Genomic DNA, 14,881 nt, shown 5'->3' with positions numbered 1-14,881 from the left:
ATTCTGGACCCAGTTGGATAGTTCATCGGCGACAAGTTTCTTCTTGCCGTATACATAGCCTTCAAAGGCGCCGACTGTCGCTGCGAATTCATATATTTTCGTATATAGATGCATGTTTAATTTCCTCCTGCAGGCGTGTGGGAAATGAAAAAGAAACGGCTACGGGGCTGACCTTAAAATAACACGAGCATAGACATTGGGTTTTGGTTTGTCAACCGGAGTGTTCCATCCAAACCCCAATCGCAGGCGAATATCCTGCTTATCGGTCCAAGTCTTAAAAAGATCTCTTCTTTAATGCCGGTTTGCTCGAGGGGCATTTCTTGACAGCCAGTGCATGGATCTGTATAGTCCCGAAACCGCTATACACGATGAGGCGTTCTGTAAACCAGCAGAATTCTTCATTACCGTTGCCGATGAACTGGGTGATATGGCTCCTGTCTACGCGATTTTATCAGCTTTTTTATACGCCCTTTCCAATGTGATCACTAAAAAAGGGTTTCAATACGCCAGTCCCATTTATGCCGCCGTCATCAGTCTATTGTCATGTTTTGCAGCCTCACTGATTCTATGCCTGTTTGTTTTTTCGCCCGAATATTTTTTGAACAATGCAATATTGTTTTTCTTGGCTGCCGGCGCTATAGGCCCATTCCTGGGTAGACTTTTTCTGTATGCGTCCATTGATCGTGTCGGACCCTCCATTGCATCCACCCTGTTTGAGTCCAAGCCGCTGTTTTCGGTGCTTTTAGCGGTAATGGTGCTGGGAGAAAGTTTATCCCCAGCCATTATTACGGGGCTGACTATGATGATGGCCGGGACGGTCATCATCAGCTTTGAGAGAGAGGGCGGTGAGATTTCCAAGAAATGGACCCGGAAGGATTTGTTTGTTCCATTGCTGGCGGGCCTCTGCTATGGCGGCTCACACGTTCTTAGAAAACCGGGGATAACCGCCATTCCGGTCCCCATTGTAGCCGTCATGTTTCAGAATGCCAGCGCTTTGGCGTTGGCCCCGTTGCTGTCTGTGTTTAGTAAAAAACAGCCGCCCGCTATTTCAAACCGCAAAGCCGCCTGGGCTATTTTCATATTTGCCGGTATACTTCAGGTAGGGGCCCAATGGTCTCTGTTTGCGGCACTAAAATATGGAACTGTTGTGGTGGTGTCTCCCCTGACGTCCTTGTCCACCCTATTTGTTTTGATACTGGCGGCGTTTTTTCTCAGGGAAGTCGAGCGGATAACCTGGAAGATCGTCGCAGGAGCCATTTTGATCATTTCCGCCACAGTGGTATTGACAGCCTTTTCGTAAAAATATGGTTTGAATCGGTCATTTTAATCCGGGCGGCATTATTTCTCAAACGCCGCACTAAATACCTCTTGACATTCTCCGGGATAAGGGTATAAAAATTCAATTAAATAGCTACAATTTAGCTATCTGCAATTTCCGAAAATCTTGCCCGAAAATCCCTCTCCTCTTTGGAGAGTAATTGCTGCAAGTGCCAATCTGACGCGGGTGGCATTTGCGATTCGCCCGACTAAAAAAAGGTGTCCCTTATATCAAACTTGCGCCGGTGACGGAAATAAGGGTAATCCCTGATAAATCTTCATAATTATTTTTGAATTTCTATTTCCTGAAATAATAGTGTTTCCATGTCGGCCGGAATTGCTCGATTCCTTCTGAAATTGTAAGATCTTCAGTGAGGTAAAGGGCTTTTAGAAACGACGACCTTGGCACATAGATAATCCCAAAATATATCTGTTTAACTGTGACGCTTGTCAATTAAGTTGTGGCCGGGAGGCTGGTCCTTTATTTCAACATAATCAATACATTTTAAACTGAAAGAGGGGTTGTGATGAAACGGAAACTTTTTTTAATCATCGTGGTATGGGCAGCTGTGTTGATTCCCGTTGTAATCGGTCATGCCAAACCGTTCTATGAAGGTAAAGTGATTCAGTTGATCGTTACGACAAAGCCAGGCGGCGGTTTTGACTCCTATGCCCGTTTACTGGCCGGGACTATGGAAAAATACTTGCCGGGCAGCACCATCATCGTCAAAAATGTTCCCGGAGCCGGTCATATCATTGGAACCAATCTGATTTATGAAGCTAAACCAAACGGCCTGACATTTGGAACATTTGAACGATCACTGGTTGCCACCCAAGTAGCAGGATTGAAAGGCGTTAAATTTGATCTGAGCAAAATGAGTTGGCTGGGTTCACCGGCATCTGATCCGCGTGCCTTTGTCGTGGCTAAACATACATCTTATCAAACTTTGGATGAAGCGATAAAGTCAAAAGAACGGATTCGGTTTGCGGCTTCCGGTATAGGTACGACGGATTATTTGGATCCGGTTTTGATCGCAAAAATGCTTGGGGCAGAAAAATGGCAAATTATTACCGGATACGCAGGGCAGGAAGACCAATTGGCCATGATCCGGGGCGAGATTGACGCGGTTGTTACCTCATGGAGTAATGGAAAAAGTTTTATCGAAAGTGGAGAAGGAAGAGTTTTAATGTTCAACAATGATACACCGGTATCGGGATATGAGGAATATCCGCTGCTTAAGGATATCGTCGCTAAAGAATATCAGCCACTCATCGATCTCCTGCTCTTCATGGTGATGTTTAACCGACCTTTTGCCGGCCCACCGGATATTCCGCCGGACCGTCTTGCAGTTTTAAGAGAGGCCTTCAGAAAAACATGGCACGATCCGGAATTGCTGAAAAAGGCCGAAATGATGAAGAGACCCATTAATTACATCGGATACGCCGAGGGTGAAAAATTGATCAAAAATGCATTAAACCAACCGCCAGAGGTCGTCAAACTGATCAAAGAAGCCTATGGAAAATAATTGAGAACCTTATGAAGGAAAGAATGGATTTATCATTATTAAAGGAGGTCAAAGGGATATGAATCCTCAAAGCGAAACCGAAGAAGTAAAGTGGGACATGTGGCAGAAAAAACGGATATTTGTTAGGGAACTTTCGGGAAAATATGCTGAAATATACGAGAACCTTCTCAAACAGCCCCGGGTGTATAAAAGCAAAAACATACCCTTTAAGGGCGGGCCGATTTTTTTCCATAAACGTGCCATAGATCCCAAAACCGCTTCGATTACCCAGACAATTGAATCTCATATCGATGTGTTGGCCCCCGGCGCCTATGGACAGAAACATGGCCACATGAACAGCGCACTTTTTTACATCCTGGATGGCAAGGGTTATGATGTGCATGAAAAGATCCGCTATGACTGGGAGGCGGGCGATGTCTGCATCGTAGAAAACGGATGTGTTCATCAGCATTTCAATGATGAATCTGAAAAACCGGCACGTTACATTGTTTTCAAGGCAAAACCCCTGTTTCTCTTTTTCCATCTGATGTTTCAAAAAAATGTGACCTATCCGTCCGTGGAACCCAAACCGGGGTGGGAAAATTATCAGGCGGAAGATTAAGAAGGGAGGGAATTCATGCAGTACGAAGAAGCTAAAAAGGCCGTAAAAGGTGATAAACGCGCCAATTTTTATCAGGAGTTTCTGGAGCAGTCAAAAACGTTTAGAGCGGAATATCAAAATCGCAAAAACGTAGTCAAGGCGGAAGAAATGCCCTGGGATGATTCCGTCCAGGGCCGCATCAAACACATGGTGAATGAAAAGATGAATACCCGCGAATGCGCTATTGACCTGTACCAGCAGTTTTTAACGCCGGGAGGCGCCAGCGGCAAACACCGTCACATGTCGGAGGAGATATTATACGTATTGGAGGGAGAGGGGTATGATCTGCATTGGGATGTCAAATTCGAATGCACGGAAACCTATGCCTGGGACTGGGAGAAAGAACCCAAGAAATTTAGATGGGAGGAGGGCGACTATGTTTATATCCCCCCCTATACGACCCACCAGCACTTTAATGGCGATAACGATAAACCGGCCCGGTTTATCTCGGCGACCAACCGGATTGTAAAAGCCGTGGGCTTTGACTGGATGGAGCAGGTTGAACCGGCCCCGGATTACAAGCGATGATTTAAATTAAGTGTCACGGGCGAGAGCCCGTAGAAATCTACCTGGAGGTAAACTGAAATGCATAAGGATCTGAGAGACTGGGTTGAAAAAGCGGATAAGATGGGCAGAGTGGTTCGGATTAAGGGCGCACACTGGGATAAGGAAATGGGGACCTTGGCTGAATTGTTTTGTACGAAAAAAGGACTGGAGACGCCGACCCTGTTATTTGAAAATATACCGGGTTGTGAAAAAGGATACCGGGTATTGTTTCATGAGTTGATCACCCCTTGGGCGGTGGCCTTAACCATGGATATTCCGCTGGCGTATGAATCCCTGGTGGATCTGGTAAAAGCTGCCCACCAGAAAGTCGAAAATATCAAACCCCTTCCAATCAAAAAAGTCAAAAAAGGACCGGTCCAGGAAAACATATACCGGGGTGACGAAGTCAATCTGTTGAAATTTCCGGTCCCGCTGTTTTCGGAGTTTGACGGTGGTCGCTATATCGGTACTTCGGATGTCGTCATCATGAAAGATCCGGACAGCGGCTACATCAATCTGGGGACATACCGTATGCAGCTCTACGATGAAAAATCCGCGACGCTCTTTATATCTCCAGGGAAGCACGCCAATATCATCCGGCAAAAATATTGGGAAAAAGGACTGCCCTGTCCGGTGGCAGTGAGTCTGGGCCAGGACCCCTGTCTGGCGCTGTTTGCCGGAAATGAAGTCCCCTTCGGCATCAGTGAATATGAGCTGGTGGGCGGCTTAAAGGGGAAACCGGTCGAAGTGGTGGAAGCTCCGGAAACCGGACTGCCGATTCCTGCAAATTCAGAGATTGTCATCGAAGGGTATTGTTATCCCGATGACAACAAACCCGAAGGGCCGTTTCCGGAATGGACCGGTTATTATGGCAGCTCCAGCAGGAAAGAGCCGGTGATGCGGGTCAAAACCGTTCTGCATCGCAACGATCCCATTCTGACGGCCCGGCATGAAATACGCAACAAAGCCTTTGATTTCAGATCGCTGATGCGATCCGCCCTGCTCTGGAAGGAGCTGGAGACGGCCGGGATACCGGAAGTGAAAGGCGTCTGGCGCTATGAACAGGCAGGGTCACGATATTTCAATGTCGTATCGATCAAACAACGGTATTACGGGCATGCCCGCCAGGTGCTTCATGTTGCGGCCCAGACCACTGCCGGCGCGTATGCCGGCCGTTGGGTGGTGGTGGTGGATGAGGACATCGACCCGGCCAATATTCATGAAGTGCTGTGGGCCATGGCAACCCGCTGCCAGCCGGCTACCGACATAGAGTTTATCAACCGATCGCGCAGCACGCCCCTTGACCCGCTCTGCTTTGACAAGAATAAAAACTACTATACATCGCTTGCCCTGGTGGATGCTTGCATTCCTTATGAAGAAAAAGAAAACTTTCCCCGGGCAACCGGTGCGCCCGTGGAATACGCCAAGGAGATTTACGAAAAGTGGCGTAAACTTTTTAAATAATTGTTAGAGGTATTAAGAATTCCGATAAACATAAAAGGAGGGGGCAGTATGAAAAGGAAAACTTGTTTAATCTTCCTGGTCGGGGTCCTGACACTTTTATTAATCGCATCGGCAATTATCACCCATGCGGTTGCCGCTGAAACCTACCCTGAAAAAGACATCCTCTGGATCATACCTTTACGGGCCGGGGGTGGATACGATACCTATTCCAGAAGAATAGCGCCGGTGATGTCGAAATATCTCCCCAACAAGGTCAATGTGGTGGCTAAAAATATCACAGGCGCCGGCGGAATTACCGGTGTCAGTACCGTCTTTAAATCCAAGCCGGATGGTTATACCATCGGACTGGCGGCCTATCCCGGTATGGCCGTGGCAAATATGACCATGGATATCGGCTTTGACCCCGACAAGCTGACCCCTCTGGCCCAGATCGCGGTCAGCGAACAGGCGCTGTTTGTTTCGAGCAAATCAAAGATAAAATCATATGATGACTTAAAGAAGATGAAGGGCGTCCGGCTGGGGACAACATCAAGGGGCGCGTCCATGTATTCCTTTTCGCTCGTGGCCAGTAAGACCATGGCTTTTGACGCCGAACTGGTGACAGGCTACGGTGGAACTTCTGCCATAATACCGGCGATCATGAGAGGGGATGTCGACGGCGCCGTGCTGAACCTGACGCAGCTCAAAAAATATATCGAAAGCGGTGATTTAAGACCCGTTTTCACATTTACCTCCAAACGGCATGAATTGACACCGGATGTGCCTTGCGTGGCGGAACTGGGCGTTCCGGAAGCGACGGCGGTTCAAGACTACAAGATGCTGTTTGCGCCTCCCGGGCTGCCAAAAGACCGTACGGATATTCTCAAAAAATCGCTGGTCGATTCGTTTAATGACAAGGGGCTGCTGGAGTGGTCGCAGAAATCAAGCATGCCGCTGGAACTGAAAATGGATGCGGAAATGAAGGCTGAAATAGATAAAATGACACGGGTTTATGGTCAGTACAAAGACCTGTTGAAATAGATTGAAAGCATACTGGGATAATGAATTCTACCGGGATGCTTTTTTCTAAGGGGGCGCTATGGGTTTGTTCGAGGCAATGACGTCTGCTTTATTTAAAGCCTTTGAACTACAGAATTTATTATATGTTTCACTGGGAACGATTATCGGCCTTTTGTTCGGCTGCCTGCCCGGCCTGTCAAGCGTTGTGGGGCTCAGTTTGCTGCTGCCCCTGACGTTCGGCATGGACCCGATGTCCGGCATGTTTCTGTATGCCGGCGTCATGGGCGCCAACCCGTTTGGGGGATCCATCAGCGCCATTTTAATCAATACACCCGGAACGGCCGTCAATGTCGCCACCTGTTTTGACGGCTACCCCATGACGCAGCGGGGCGAAGCCGGACGGGCCTTGGGGATTTCAGCAACCGCTTCCGGTCTGGGAGCGATTTTTGGTCTGGTAATATTGATCGCATTGATTCCGGTAGTGCGCCAGACGATTATGCTTTTCGGCCCGCCGGAGTTTTTGATGTTTATCCTGTTCGGCCTAAGTTCCATTGTTGTCGCATCCCGCGGCAATATGATCAAAGGCCTGCTGGGGGGTGGGTTAGGCATGCTGCTGGCCAGCGTGGGGAGGAGTCCGATCACCGGGTCCATTCGATTCAGCCGCGACATTCAGTATTTCTGGGACGGCATCGAATTGATACCCTTTGTGATCGGCATGTTTGCCTTGTCCGAAGTGATCAACCTGACGGTAACGGGCAAGACTAAAATTGCCACGCAAAAGATTGAAACCAAGATCAGTGGAGTCTGGGAAGGTGTCAAGGATGTGTTCAGGCATAAAGTCTGTTTTTTCAGAAGCTCTGCCATCGGCACCCTGATTGGAATCATTCCGGGTATCGGCGGGGCAACGGCGAATTTTATCGCCTACACCGTCGCCATGCAGACGTCCAAACATCCTGAAAAGTTCGGAACCGGAACCCCTGAAGGGGTTGTGGCGGCGGAGTCGGCCAACAACGCCAAAGAAGGAGGATCGCTATTGCCCACGGTGGGATTCGGCATACCGGGCAGTGTGGAGATGGCGGTATTGCTGGGCGCCTTTATCCTTCACGGGCTGGTGCCCGGCCCGCTGCTGATCAAAGAAAATTTGGATATTGTCTGGGCCATTATCTGGGGGTTGGTTTTTTCCAATGTTTTAGCTTCCACGTTCGGGCTGCTGGCCGCAAAGTTTTTGGTCCGGGTTTCTTTCATCGAGGTGTCCATCATTATCCCGGTGGTCGCCGCGATTTCCCTGACCGGCGCTTATGCCAACAGAGGCAACATTATTGATATGCTGATGGCGGTGATGTTTGGGTTTTTCAGCTATTTTATGCGGCGGAACGGATTTCCGGTCATCACCCTGGTGATCGGGTTTGTCCTGGGCAAACTAGCGGAAGTGTCTTTTTTCCAGTCCCTGATGGTATCCCGGGGTGATTATTTTGTTTTCTTTAAACGGCCGCTTCCCTTGACATTATTTATCCTCCTGCTGCTGGTTTTGATTCTTCCCTTCATCCGGCAAAAGGGCAAGCAAAAGGATGGCGCATGAAAAAGAAGGAAGGCATCATTTTCGCCGCGTTGCTGGTCTGCCTGGTCGGGACGGCGCTTATCACAAGTTTTTCTTATAACCCGAAAACCCGGCTGGTTCCCGTGATCGTAGGATGCGTCAGTCTGATCTTAGGTTTTATTATTTTTTTGGGAGAACTTTTTCCGCGATTCAGACAATTATTTGAAGTCGACTTGTTTACCCGTGACAAGATCGTAGCGCGCGAAAAACCCCAAGGAAGATGGGATGAAAAAAAAGGGTTGACCATCGCAGTCTTCTGGCTGGTGCTTTTTGCGGTTCTGTTGTTTCTGGCGGGCTTTAATATTGCCGTACCGGTCTGCGTAATGGTTTATGTCAGATTTTTTGGAAAACAGACCTGGCCAATGTCCCTGGCGATAACGGCGATGATATGGGTATTCATCTATGGGCTGTTCCAGGTCATTATGGATTATACCCTGTTTGAAGGCATCCTGTTCGGCGGAATTGTTTAATCGGCGTTTTCTCTTCATTAGATTCAACCCAATTTTATGAACGCATAACGACAAAAATAATAAAAAGGAGTTGATGACATATGTATGGCTGGCGCGCCAAAGTCGGGCATGTTTCACCTTCACGCGGCGACACCCTGGTGTATGAATTTTATCAGGTCGCACCTAAAGGAGTCATGTTGCTGAATACGACCGGGACCATTCGAAAGATCGACAAAAACGACATCGAGAAGCAGCTGCAGCGGATCGAGGAAAACGTCCTTGATCTGGTTGAGACAGGGGCGGATGTTATTTTTGTTGGCGGCGGTCCGGTGATTGCATCCCAGGGATATGAAAAGGGGAAGGAGATCTTCCGCCGACTGCAGGAACGCGCGGGTGTTCCGGTGCTGGCCTCGCTGGAAACCGTTGAGATGGCATTAGGTCATCTTAAGCTAAAATCACTTGCGATTGCTTCTCCCTATGAAGAAGAACACAACCGGCGCGTTTCGCAGTTTCTGGAACAGGCCGGATTTACTGTCAGATACGCCCAAGGGCTGGGAATACGAAAAAACACGGAAATCGGCAATCTTCCCACCTATGCGTCTTATCGGATAGGAAAAAAAGTTTCCGGCGAAGCTAAAGGTGACATCGATGGCCTATACCTGCCGTGTTCGCGCTGGGCGACGATTGAAACGGTGCAGCTGTTGGAAAACGACACCGGTAAACCGGTGGTGAGCAACAGCCTGGCCATGATCTGGGCGGCCCTGCACATTTTAGGGATTCGTGAAACAATTGATGGATACGGAACACTTTTAAAAACCTTATGTGGTTCAAAAGGAGGTTCGCTATGAGAAGAAGTTTCATTTTGGCAATAGCGCTTGTGTTTCTGGTGATGGCTATCTCCGCTGATAACGCAACGGCAAAGCCGTTTTACGAGGGCAAGATCCTGACCCTGATGGTGGGCACCAAGCCGGGGGGCGGTTTTGATACCTATGCCCGCCTGATTGCGGTCTATATGAAGAAGCACCTGCCGGGCAGCGAAATTATTGTCAAAAATGTGCCCGGTGCAGGACACGTGCTATGTGTCAACCAGTTATACAAAAAAAAACCTGACGGGCTTACATTTGCGCTGTTTTCAAGATCCCTCATCGCCACCCAGGTTGCAGAAGTCAAGGGGGTGAAATTTGATCTCGGCAAATTAAGCTGGCTGGGTTCCTGTGCTTCCGGCATCCGTTCTTTGATGGTCGGTAAAAATACGCCTTATAAGACCCTGGATGATTTAGTCAAAGGGGACCGGGTCCGGTTTGCCGCCCAAGGGGTCGGCAGCATGGATTACATGGACCCGTTGCTGGTTGCAAAGATGCTGGGAGCCAAAAACTGGGTGATCTCAACCGGCTACGGCGGCGGTGAAGGCGAGATGGCCATCATCCGGGGCGAACTGGATGCCGCCTTTATGACCTGGGGGTCTTCGGGAAAGAAGTTTTTGGAAGAAGCCCGGGCGTTAATGTTTAACAATGACCAACCGGTCGAAGGCTATGAGCAAATTCCGATTTTACCGAATATTGCTCCCAAGGAGTATGCCGGTCTGGTGGACCTGATGCTGTTCATGGTCCGTTTCAACCGTCCCGTTGCCGGTCCTCCCGGAATTCCGGCTGACCGGTTGAAGATACTCCAGGACGCCTTTAAACAGGCATGCCAGGACCCGGAACTGCTCGAACAGGCCAAAAAAATCGACGTGCCGATTCTTTTCATCGGCGCGGAAGAGGGCGAAAAACTCGTTAAAAATGCCCTGAATCAGCCGCCTGAAATTGTCAAGCTTTTGAAAGAATCATACGGCGTTCAGAATTAGGCTGGAGTGTTGAGAGGACAGATTGCGTTGGGGTCGGCTTAGGTGTTTTCACGCGTTGAAACAGGAAGTTTCCTCCGGCATGAAGACAGGCTCCCTTATTTTTATGAAACATTCGCAGAATACCCCGCCATTCATGGCGGGGATGAATGCGATGCGGGGGTAAGGGGGATGTAATCCCCCTCCAAGCCCTTTAAGATGCCCCGCGTTTTAACGCGGGGAGCTTCACTATGGTCGTAAAAATTTTTTCAAGGTACTGACCGTTTCGTTGTCCTGAGTTAGGGCAGCGATTATCATTGCTTCCAGTTCAGCCCCGGACTGAAAATGGATCAGAAGTTTGGCCTTTTTTGCGGATTCCAGGAAGCCTTTATCCTGGAGGGTCTCTTGAAAGGCTTTTCGCAAAAACTGTTTTTGCTCTTCCGGTACACCGGGAGGGGCGGCAAACGGTCTTCCGATGGCAGCCATCGCATCCATGAGTGCCACCAGGCTTTTCATCGGCGGCGATGCCAGATCTGTCAAAAATGGAACTGTTGATAGATCTGGGGCTTTTGCTCCCCATTGCAGCACCGGTTGCAGCAGGCCCTTTTTTATGTCTTTCATAACGGCGGCATAGGAGCCGATTCGTCCGTTTACCGTACCCTTTTGCAGGGCTTCGGTTGTTTGAGCGCCGCCGTAGTAGGGAATAATTTCAAGATTCAAGTTTAAAATATTTCGTAACAGCATGCCGTCGTTATAGGCGGAACCCCCGATTCCGGAACTGGGGATCATCAGCGGTTTTCCGGACTTTTGGAGATCTTCAATGGTTTGTTGGGGAAGGTCTGCCCGCACTGCCAGCAGTCGTGGGGTAACAGTGGCGTTGGCCAGCCAGGTAAATTTTTCCAGAACAAATTGAATTCCTTTTGTACCGGCAAGCTGGGCCGTCAAAAGACCGGAATTGAAAGTGCCGAACGTCAGGCCGTCAGGCTGCGACCGATAGATGGCATTGGCGCCGTCGATCATTCCATTGCCCGGGATGTTTCTGATACTGATTTTATTTGCCTGAAGAAATTTTTCGAGGGTGGCAGCGATCAGCCGCCCGTAGATGTCGTAATTGCCGACCGGACGGGTGGCCACAATCAATGACAGGTCTTTATTTCTAAATAAAGATCGCGGCATATTCATCCAGTCGATTCATGGCCCCGTTTTTTGATAAAAGCGTCATCAATCATGGTCCCAATGCTGTTCAAATTTAGCCGGCAGACCCAGCAGTTTGGCCGGGTTGTCCCGGACCATGATTTTTAAGCTGCTCTCGTCAACACCGGAAACCAGCAAGCGGCCGACAAACATGCGCAGAAACTCAGGACCCGGGGGCGGCCATTCCATAAAGGTGTCGGTACTGAGGATGCAATGCTCCGGACCCAGTTCGGAAATGAAGTCCAGCATCTTGTCCAGAACACTGCCATAGAAAATATTGATGGCGACCAGTTCGACAAAGGCCCCCCGCTTGGTCATTTCTTTTGCCTGCTCTAGGGTGGCGCTCACGCCGCTGGAGAGGGGGTGCGTAAAAATCAGGTTTAAAAAATCGATGCGTTCGGCTTCTTTGGCGACGGCCAGGCTTTCCTCCGGAGAAATATGACCGGTGCACAGGACCAGGTCCATCTCTTTTGCCAGCCGGACGATACTTTGCACGTCCGGTGTCACTTTTCCGGAAGCGTTGACGCAGGTCAATCCGGGTTCAAATTGAAGCGACGGGAACCAGGTTTTCATCATCGTGGCAAAACCGCCTTTTCCCAGTTTATAGCTTGAGCTCCAGGTCGGCAGCCAGACCACCTTGGCGCCCTGACGGGCGGCCGCTTCCACCACCCAGGGGCTAAGACCGCCCACCACGGAATTTAAAACAATGCTGCTGAAACACTCGATACCCGGGACGAGTCGACGCAAATGATACACCCGGCCGGTGCTGGGCCACATCTGGGATTTGATGACGATCCCCCGCATCCCCATGCTCCGGGCCATTTTAAGCATCTCCACATCTTCCAGACGGGCCTTTACGCCCAGGGTGATTTCCGGATAGCCGTGGTAATGCATATCGATGGCGCCCTGGAGCAGGGGGCTGACCCTTTTGGTTTCAGTAACCTTTGCGATGTTTTCGCGATTCATGCTTTTTGACATGGGGGTTTCTCCATTTAACAGCCTGTTAGTGTAGCATGTCACCGCCGTCTACGACGATGCTCTGACCGGTCATGAAATCACTTTCCGCCGATGCCAGGAATATGATCGCGCCGACGAGACTGTCGGGATACTGGACGCGTTTTAAACAGCGTTTCGGCAGGAGGTTGTTTTCGAACCGCTTGAGGCGACGTTCCATGGCTTCTTTATCGTTGGGGTCTTCAGTGACGGTTGCACCGGGCAGCAGGCAGTTCACATTGATGTTGTATGCGCCCAATTCGCGGGCCAGGCTGCGGGTCAGGCCGATGATGCCGGCTTTACTGGCGACATAGTGGACGTAGTTGGGATTTCCAAAAAGAACGCCCGATGAAGAAATGTTGATGATCTTGCCGCTCTGCCGGGCCTTCATCTGGGGGAAAACCGCCCGGCAGCATAACAGCGTTCCTTTGAGGTTGACCGCAAAAACGCGATCCCATTCTTCCAGATCAAGCTCGTAGAAGGGTACGCGTGTGATCTTGACCCTGCCGAAAATGGCGGCATTGTTGATCAGGATGTCGATGCGACCGAAATGTTCCTTGGTTTTTTCAGCCATTTCAAGGGTGCTCTTTTCACTGGACACATCGATTTTTAGCGGCAAGGCCTCTCCTCCGGCCGTCTGGATGTCGGCAGCGGCTTTCCGGGCGGCGTCCAGATTGATATCCGCAATGACGACCTTGGCCCCTTCAGCAGCCATTCCCATAGCATAGGCCCGTCCGATTCCATAGCCGCCGCCGGTTACAATGGCGACTTTGTCTTTGAGTCTCAGTATTTCAGCAGGCATGGTCAGTTTCCTCCTCTAATGCAAAGTGATTGATCAATATTGGAAAAAAGCCGGAACGGCTTCAGACAATCCGGAAGAAATCGTTCGCAGGACAAAAAATGACGCTAAAGCATCTTTAAAAAACTATTAGCTATATTTTAGCGTATTTTCAATGATTATTTTTTAAAAAAACTGATAATGCTAATTAAGGTGGACTTCCGTTCAGCAAACACACAATCCTTTAAGGTCTTTCGTGCCGGAACCGCATTTAGCTTGACACATATATCTTGTCTTTTTATACTGCCAGAAATTTAAGCGCCCACCTGTCAGTCGTTACGATCGTTATCTAACCCCTGCAGCAACAGGGTAAACTCCTATTGCCTGAAAGGAGAACTCAATGGAAAATGTTCACCTCAGCGTTGCGATCAGCGATTATGACCATGTGAAGGATTTTCTGACAGGAACCGTAAGGGCGGAAGGGATTGAAATTACCTACCTGAATCTCGTTCACGAAGAAATATTCTTCCGTTTTATAAAGTTCAGAGAATGGGATGTTTCTGAAATATCATTTGCCAAATACGTCTCGCTGGTTTCCCAGGACGATAACAGCCTGGTCGCAATCCCTGTTTTCCATTCACGCGCATTTCGATTGAGTTCGATCTATATTCACCGGGACGGCGGTATCCGAAAACCGGAGGATCTCGCCGGGAAAAAAGTCGGCATCCCCGAATGGGCCCAGACTGCGTCGGTCTATACGCGCGGGTACCTGGTGCATCAGATCGGTATTCCCCTGGAAAAGATCGACTGGTATCAGGCCGGCGTCAACGATCCGGGCCGGGCTGAGAAAGTTGCCTTAAAAATTCCGGCCGGGGTGCGGTACACCCCGGTGCCCGATCGTTCATTAACGGACCTGTTGCTTTCAAAAGATCTGGATGTCGTGATGACGGCCCGCCCTCCCCAGGCCTTTGTTGACGGCAACCCGGAAATCATTCGGCTGTTTCCGGATTTCATGCCGGTGGAAGAGGCTTACTGGAAGGATACCGGCATATTTCCCATCATGCATATCATTGTTATCCGGGCGGAGGTTCTCCAGCGGCACCCCTGGGTGGCCATGAATCTGTATAAGGCCTTTGAAGAGGCCAAGCGTCGGAGCATTGAACGGGCGCTGGATGTTTCGGCCACGCGCTTTCCGATCCCCTGGGGGTTTGAATTCGCCAACCGCGCCGTCAAGATTTTCGGCAGGGATTACTGGCCCTATGGGATTTCGCCGAACCGGACGACGCTGGAAGCCTTTCTGCAATATACCTATGAACAGGGGGTCTGTCATCGCCGGTTAAAACCGGAGGAATTGTTTCCCAAGTCGGTTCAAAGCTCATATGTCGTTTAGTTCAGGGGTCGGGGAGTTTCGTTACAAACGCCCATGGGGAGAGCCCTTGTCACTTCAGCATTTGTCGACGGTCAGCCCGGAGACAGCCTCCGTGGGAGCCGTAACCAAAGGTTACTGTGCTCCGAACACGCCCCCCAGCCTTTGCGCTGAGCGGCAACAGGCAGAG

At 49.8% G+C, this 14,881-nt stretch carries 14 protein-coding genes; 11 read left to right on the top strand and 3 right to left on the bottom strand.

The features are described from left to right. The first annotated feature begins 334 nt into the window (after positions 1-334). The 10 genes from P1P89_18970 to P1P89_18925 all read left to right on the top strand — a co-directional run bounded on the left by P1P89_18970 (position 335) and on the right by P1P89_18925 (position 10,384). Positions 335-1,300: a DMT family transporter gene (locus P1P89_18970; GenBank protein MDF1593596.1), complete on the top strand. Its 966-nt coding sequence runs from the start codon at positions 335-337 to the stop codon at positions 1,298-1,300. A 544-nt stretch (positions 1,301-1,844) separates the two neighbouring features. After that, entirely contained in the window at positions 1,845-2,843 is a 999-nt protein-coding gene (locus P1P89_18965; protein MDF1593595.1) for a tripartite tricarboxylate transporter substrate-binding protein, read from the top strand. Between the two features lie 58 nt (positions 2,844-2,901). Continuing rightward, positions 2,902-3,444 (top strand): cupin domain-containing protein, encoded by a 543-nt coding sequence (locus P1P89_18960; protein ID MDF1593594.1) that lies wholly within the window; start codon positions 2,902-2,904, stop codon positions 3,442-3,444. Between the two features lie 15 nt (positions 3,445-3,459). Further along, on the top strand, positions 3,460-4,011 hold the full coding sequence (locus P1P89_18955) for a cupin domain-containing protein (protein ID MDF1593593.1): 552 nt from the start codon (positions 3,460-3,462) through the stop codon (positions 4,009-4,011). A 57-nt stretch (positions 4,012-4,068) separates the two neighbouring features. Further along, entirely contained in the window at positions 4,069-5,493 is a 1,425-nt protein-coding gene (locus tag P1P89_18950; protein MDF1593592.1) for a UbiD family decarboxylase, read from the top strand. Between the two features lie 48 nt (positions 5,494-5,541). Further along, positions 5,542-6,513 carry a tripartite tricarboxylate transporter substrate binding protein gene (locus P1P89_18945; GenBank protein MDF1593591.1) on the top strand — a complete coding sequence of 324 codons (972 nt, stop codon included), beginning with the start codon at positions 5,542-5,544 and terminating at the stop codon, positions 6,511-6,513. A 58-nt stretch (positions 6,514-6,571) separates the two neighbouring features. Then, positions 6,572-8,071, top strand: a complete 1,500-nt coding sequence (locus P1P89_18940) for a tripartite tricarboxylate transporter permease (protein MDF1593590.1) — start codon at positions 6,572-6,574, stop codon at positions 8,069-8,071. Continuing rightward, the gene (locus P1P89_18935; protein MDF1593589.1) at positions 8,068-8,559 is read left to right on the top strand and encodes a tripartite tricarboxylate transporter TctB family protein; all 492 of its coding nucleotides are present in this window, start codon (positions 8,068-8,070) and stop codon (positions 8,557-8,559) included. The genes P1P89_18940 and P1P89_18935 overlap by 4 nt, the downstream gene beginning before the upstream one ends. Positions 8,560-8,639: 80 nt before the next feature. Beyond that, the gene (locus tag P1P89_18930) at positions 8,640-9,386 is read left to right on the top strand and encodes a hypothetical protein (GenBank protein ID MDF1593588.1); all 747 of its coding nucleotides are present in this window, start codon (positions 8,640-8,642) and stop codon (positions 9,384-9,386) included. Then, positions 9,383-10,384, top strand: coding sequence for a tripartite tricarboxylate transporter substrate-binding protein (locus P1P89_18925; protein MDF1593587.1), 1,002 nt, complete (start codon positions 9,383-9,385; stop codon positions 10,382-10,384). The genes P1P89_18930 and P1P89_18925 overlap by 4 nt, the downstream gene beginning before the upstream one ends. 225 nt (positions 10,385-10,609) lie before the next feature. On the opposite strand, the gene P1P89_18920 is transcribed toward P1P89_18925, so the two are convergent. The 3 genes from P1P89_18920 to P1P89_18910 are packed head-to-tail and all read right to left on the bottom strand — an operon-like array spanning position 10,610 to position 13,349. After that, positions 10,610-11,536, bottom strand: coding sequence for a tripartite tricarboxylate transporter substrate-binding protein (locus P1P89_18920; GenBank protein MDF1593586.1), 927 nt, complete (start codon positions 11,534-11,536; stop codon positions 10,610-10,612). A gap of 45 nt (positions 11,537-11,581) precedes the next feature. After that, complete coding sequence (locus tag P1P89_18915) at positions 11,582-12,532, bottom strand: DUF6282 family protein (GenBank protein ID MDF1593585.1); 951 nt, start codon at positions 12,530-12,532, stop codon at positions 11,582-11,584. A 25-nt stretch (positions 12,533-12,557) separates the two neighbouring features. Next, on the bottom strand, positions 12,558-13,349 hold the full coding sequence (locus tag P1P89_18910) for a 3-oxoacyl-ACP reductase FabG (protein ID MDF1593584.1): 792 nt from the start codon (positions 13,347-13,349) through the stop codon (positions 12,558-12,560). Positions 13,350-13,725: 376 nt separating this feature from the next. On the opposite strand from P1P89_18910, the gene P1P89_18905 reads away from it, so the two are divergent. After that, a complete protein-coding gene (locus tag P1P89_18905) occupies positions 13,726-14,715 on the top strand; it encodes a hypothetical protein (GenBank protein MDF1593583.1) in 990 nt (329 codons plus the stop codon). Positions 14,716-14,881: the final 166 nt, after the last annotated feature.

It is taken from the genome of Desulfobacterales bacterium, assembly GCA_029211065.1.
Classification (GTDB): Bacteria; Desulfobacterota; Desulfobacteria; order Desulfobacterales; family JARGFK01; genus JARGFK01.
This window is presented reverse-complemented; position numbering and strand designations above follow the sequence as displayed.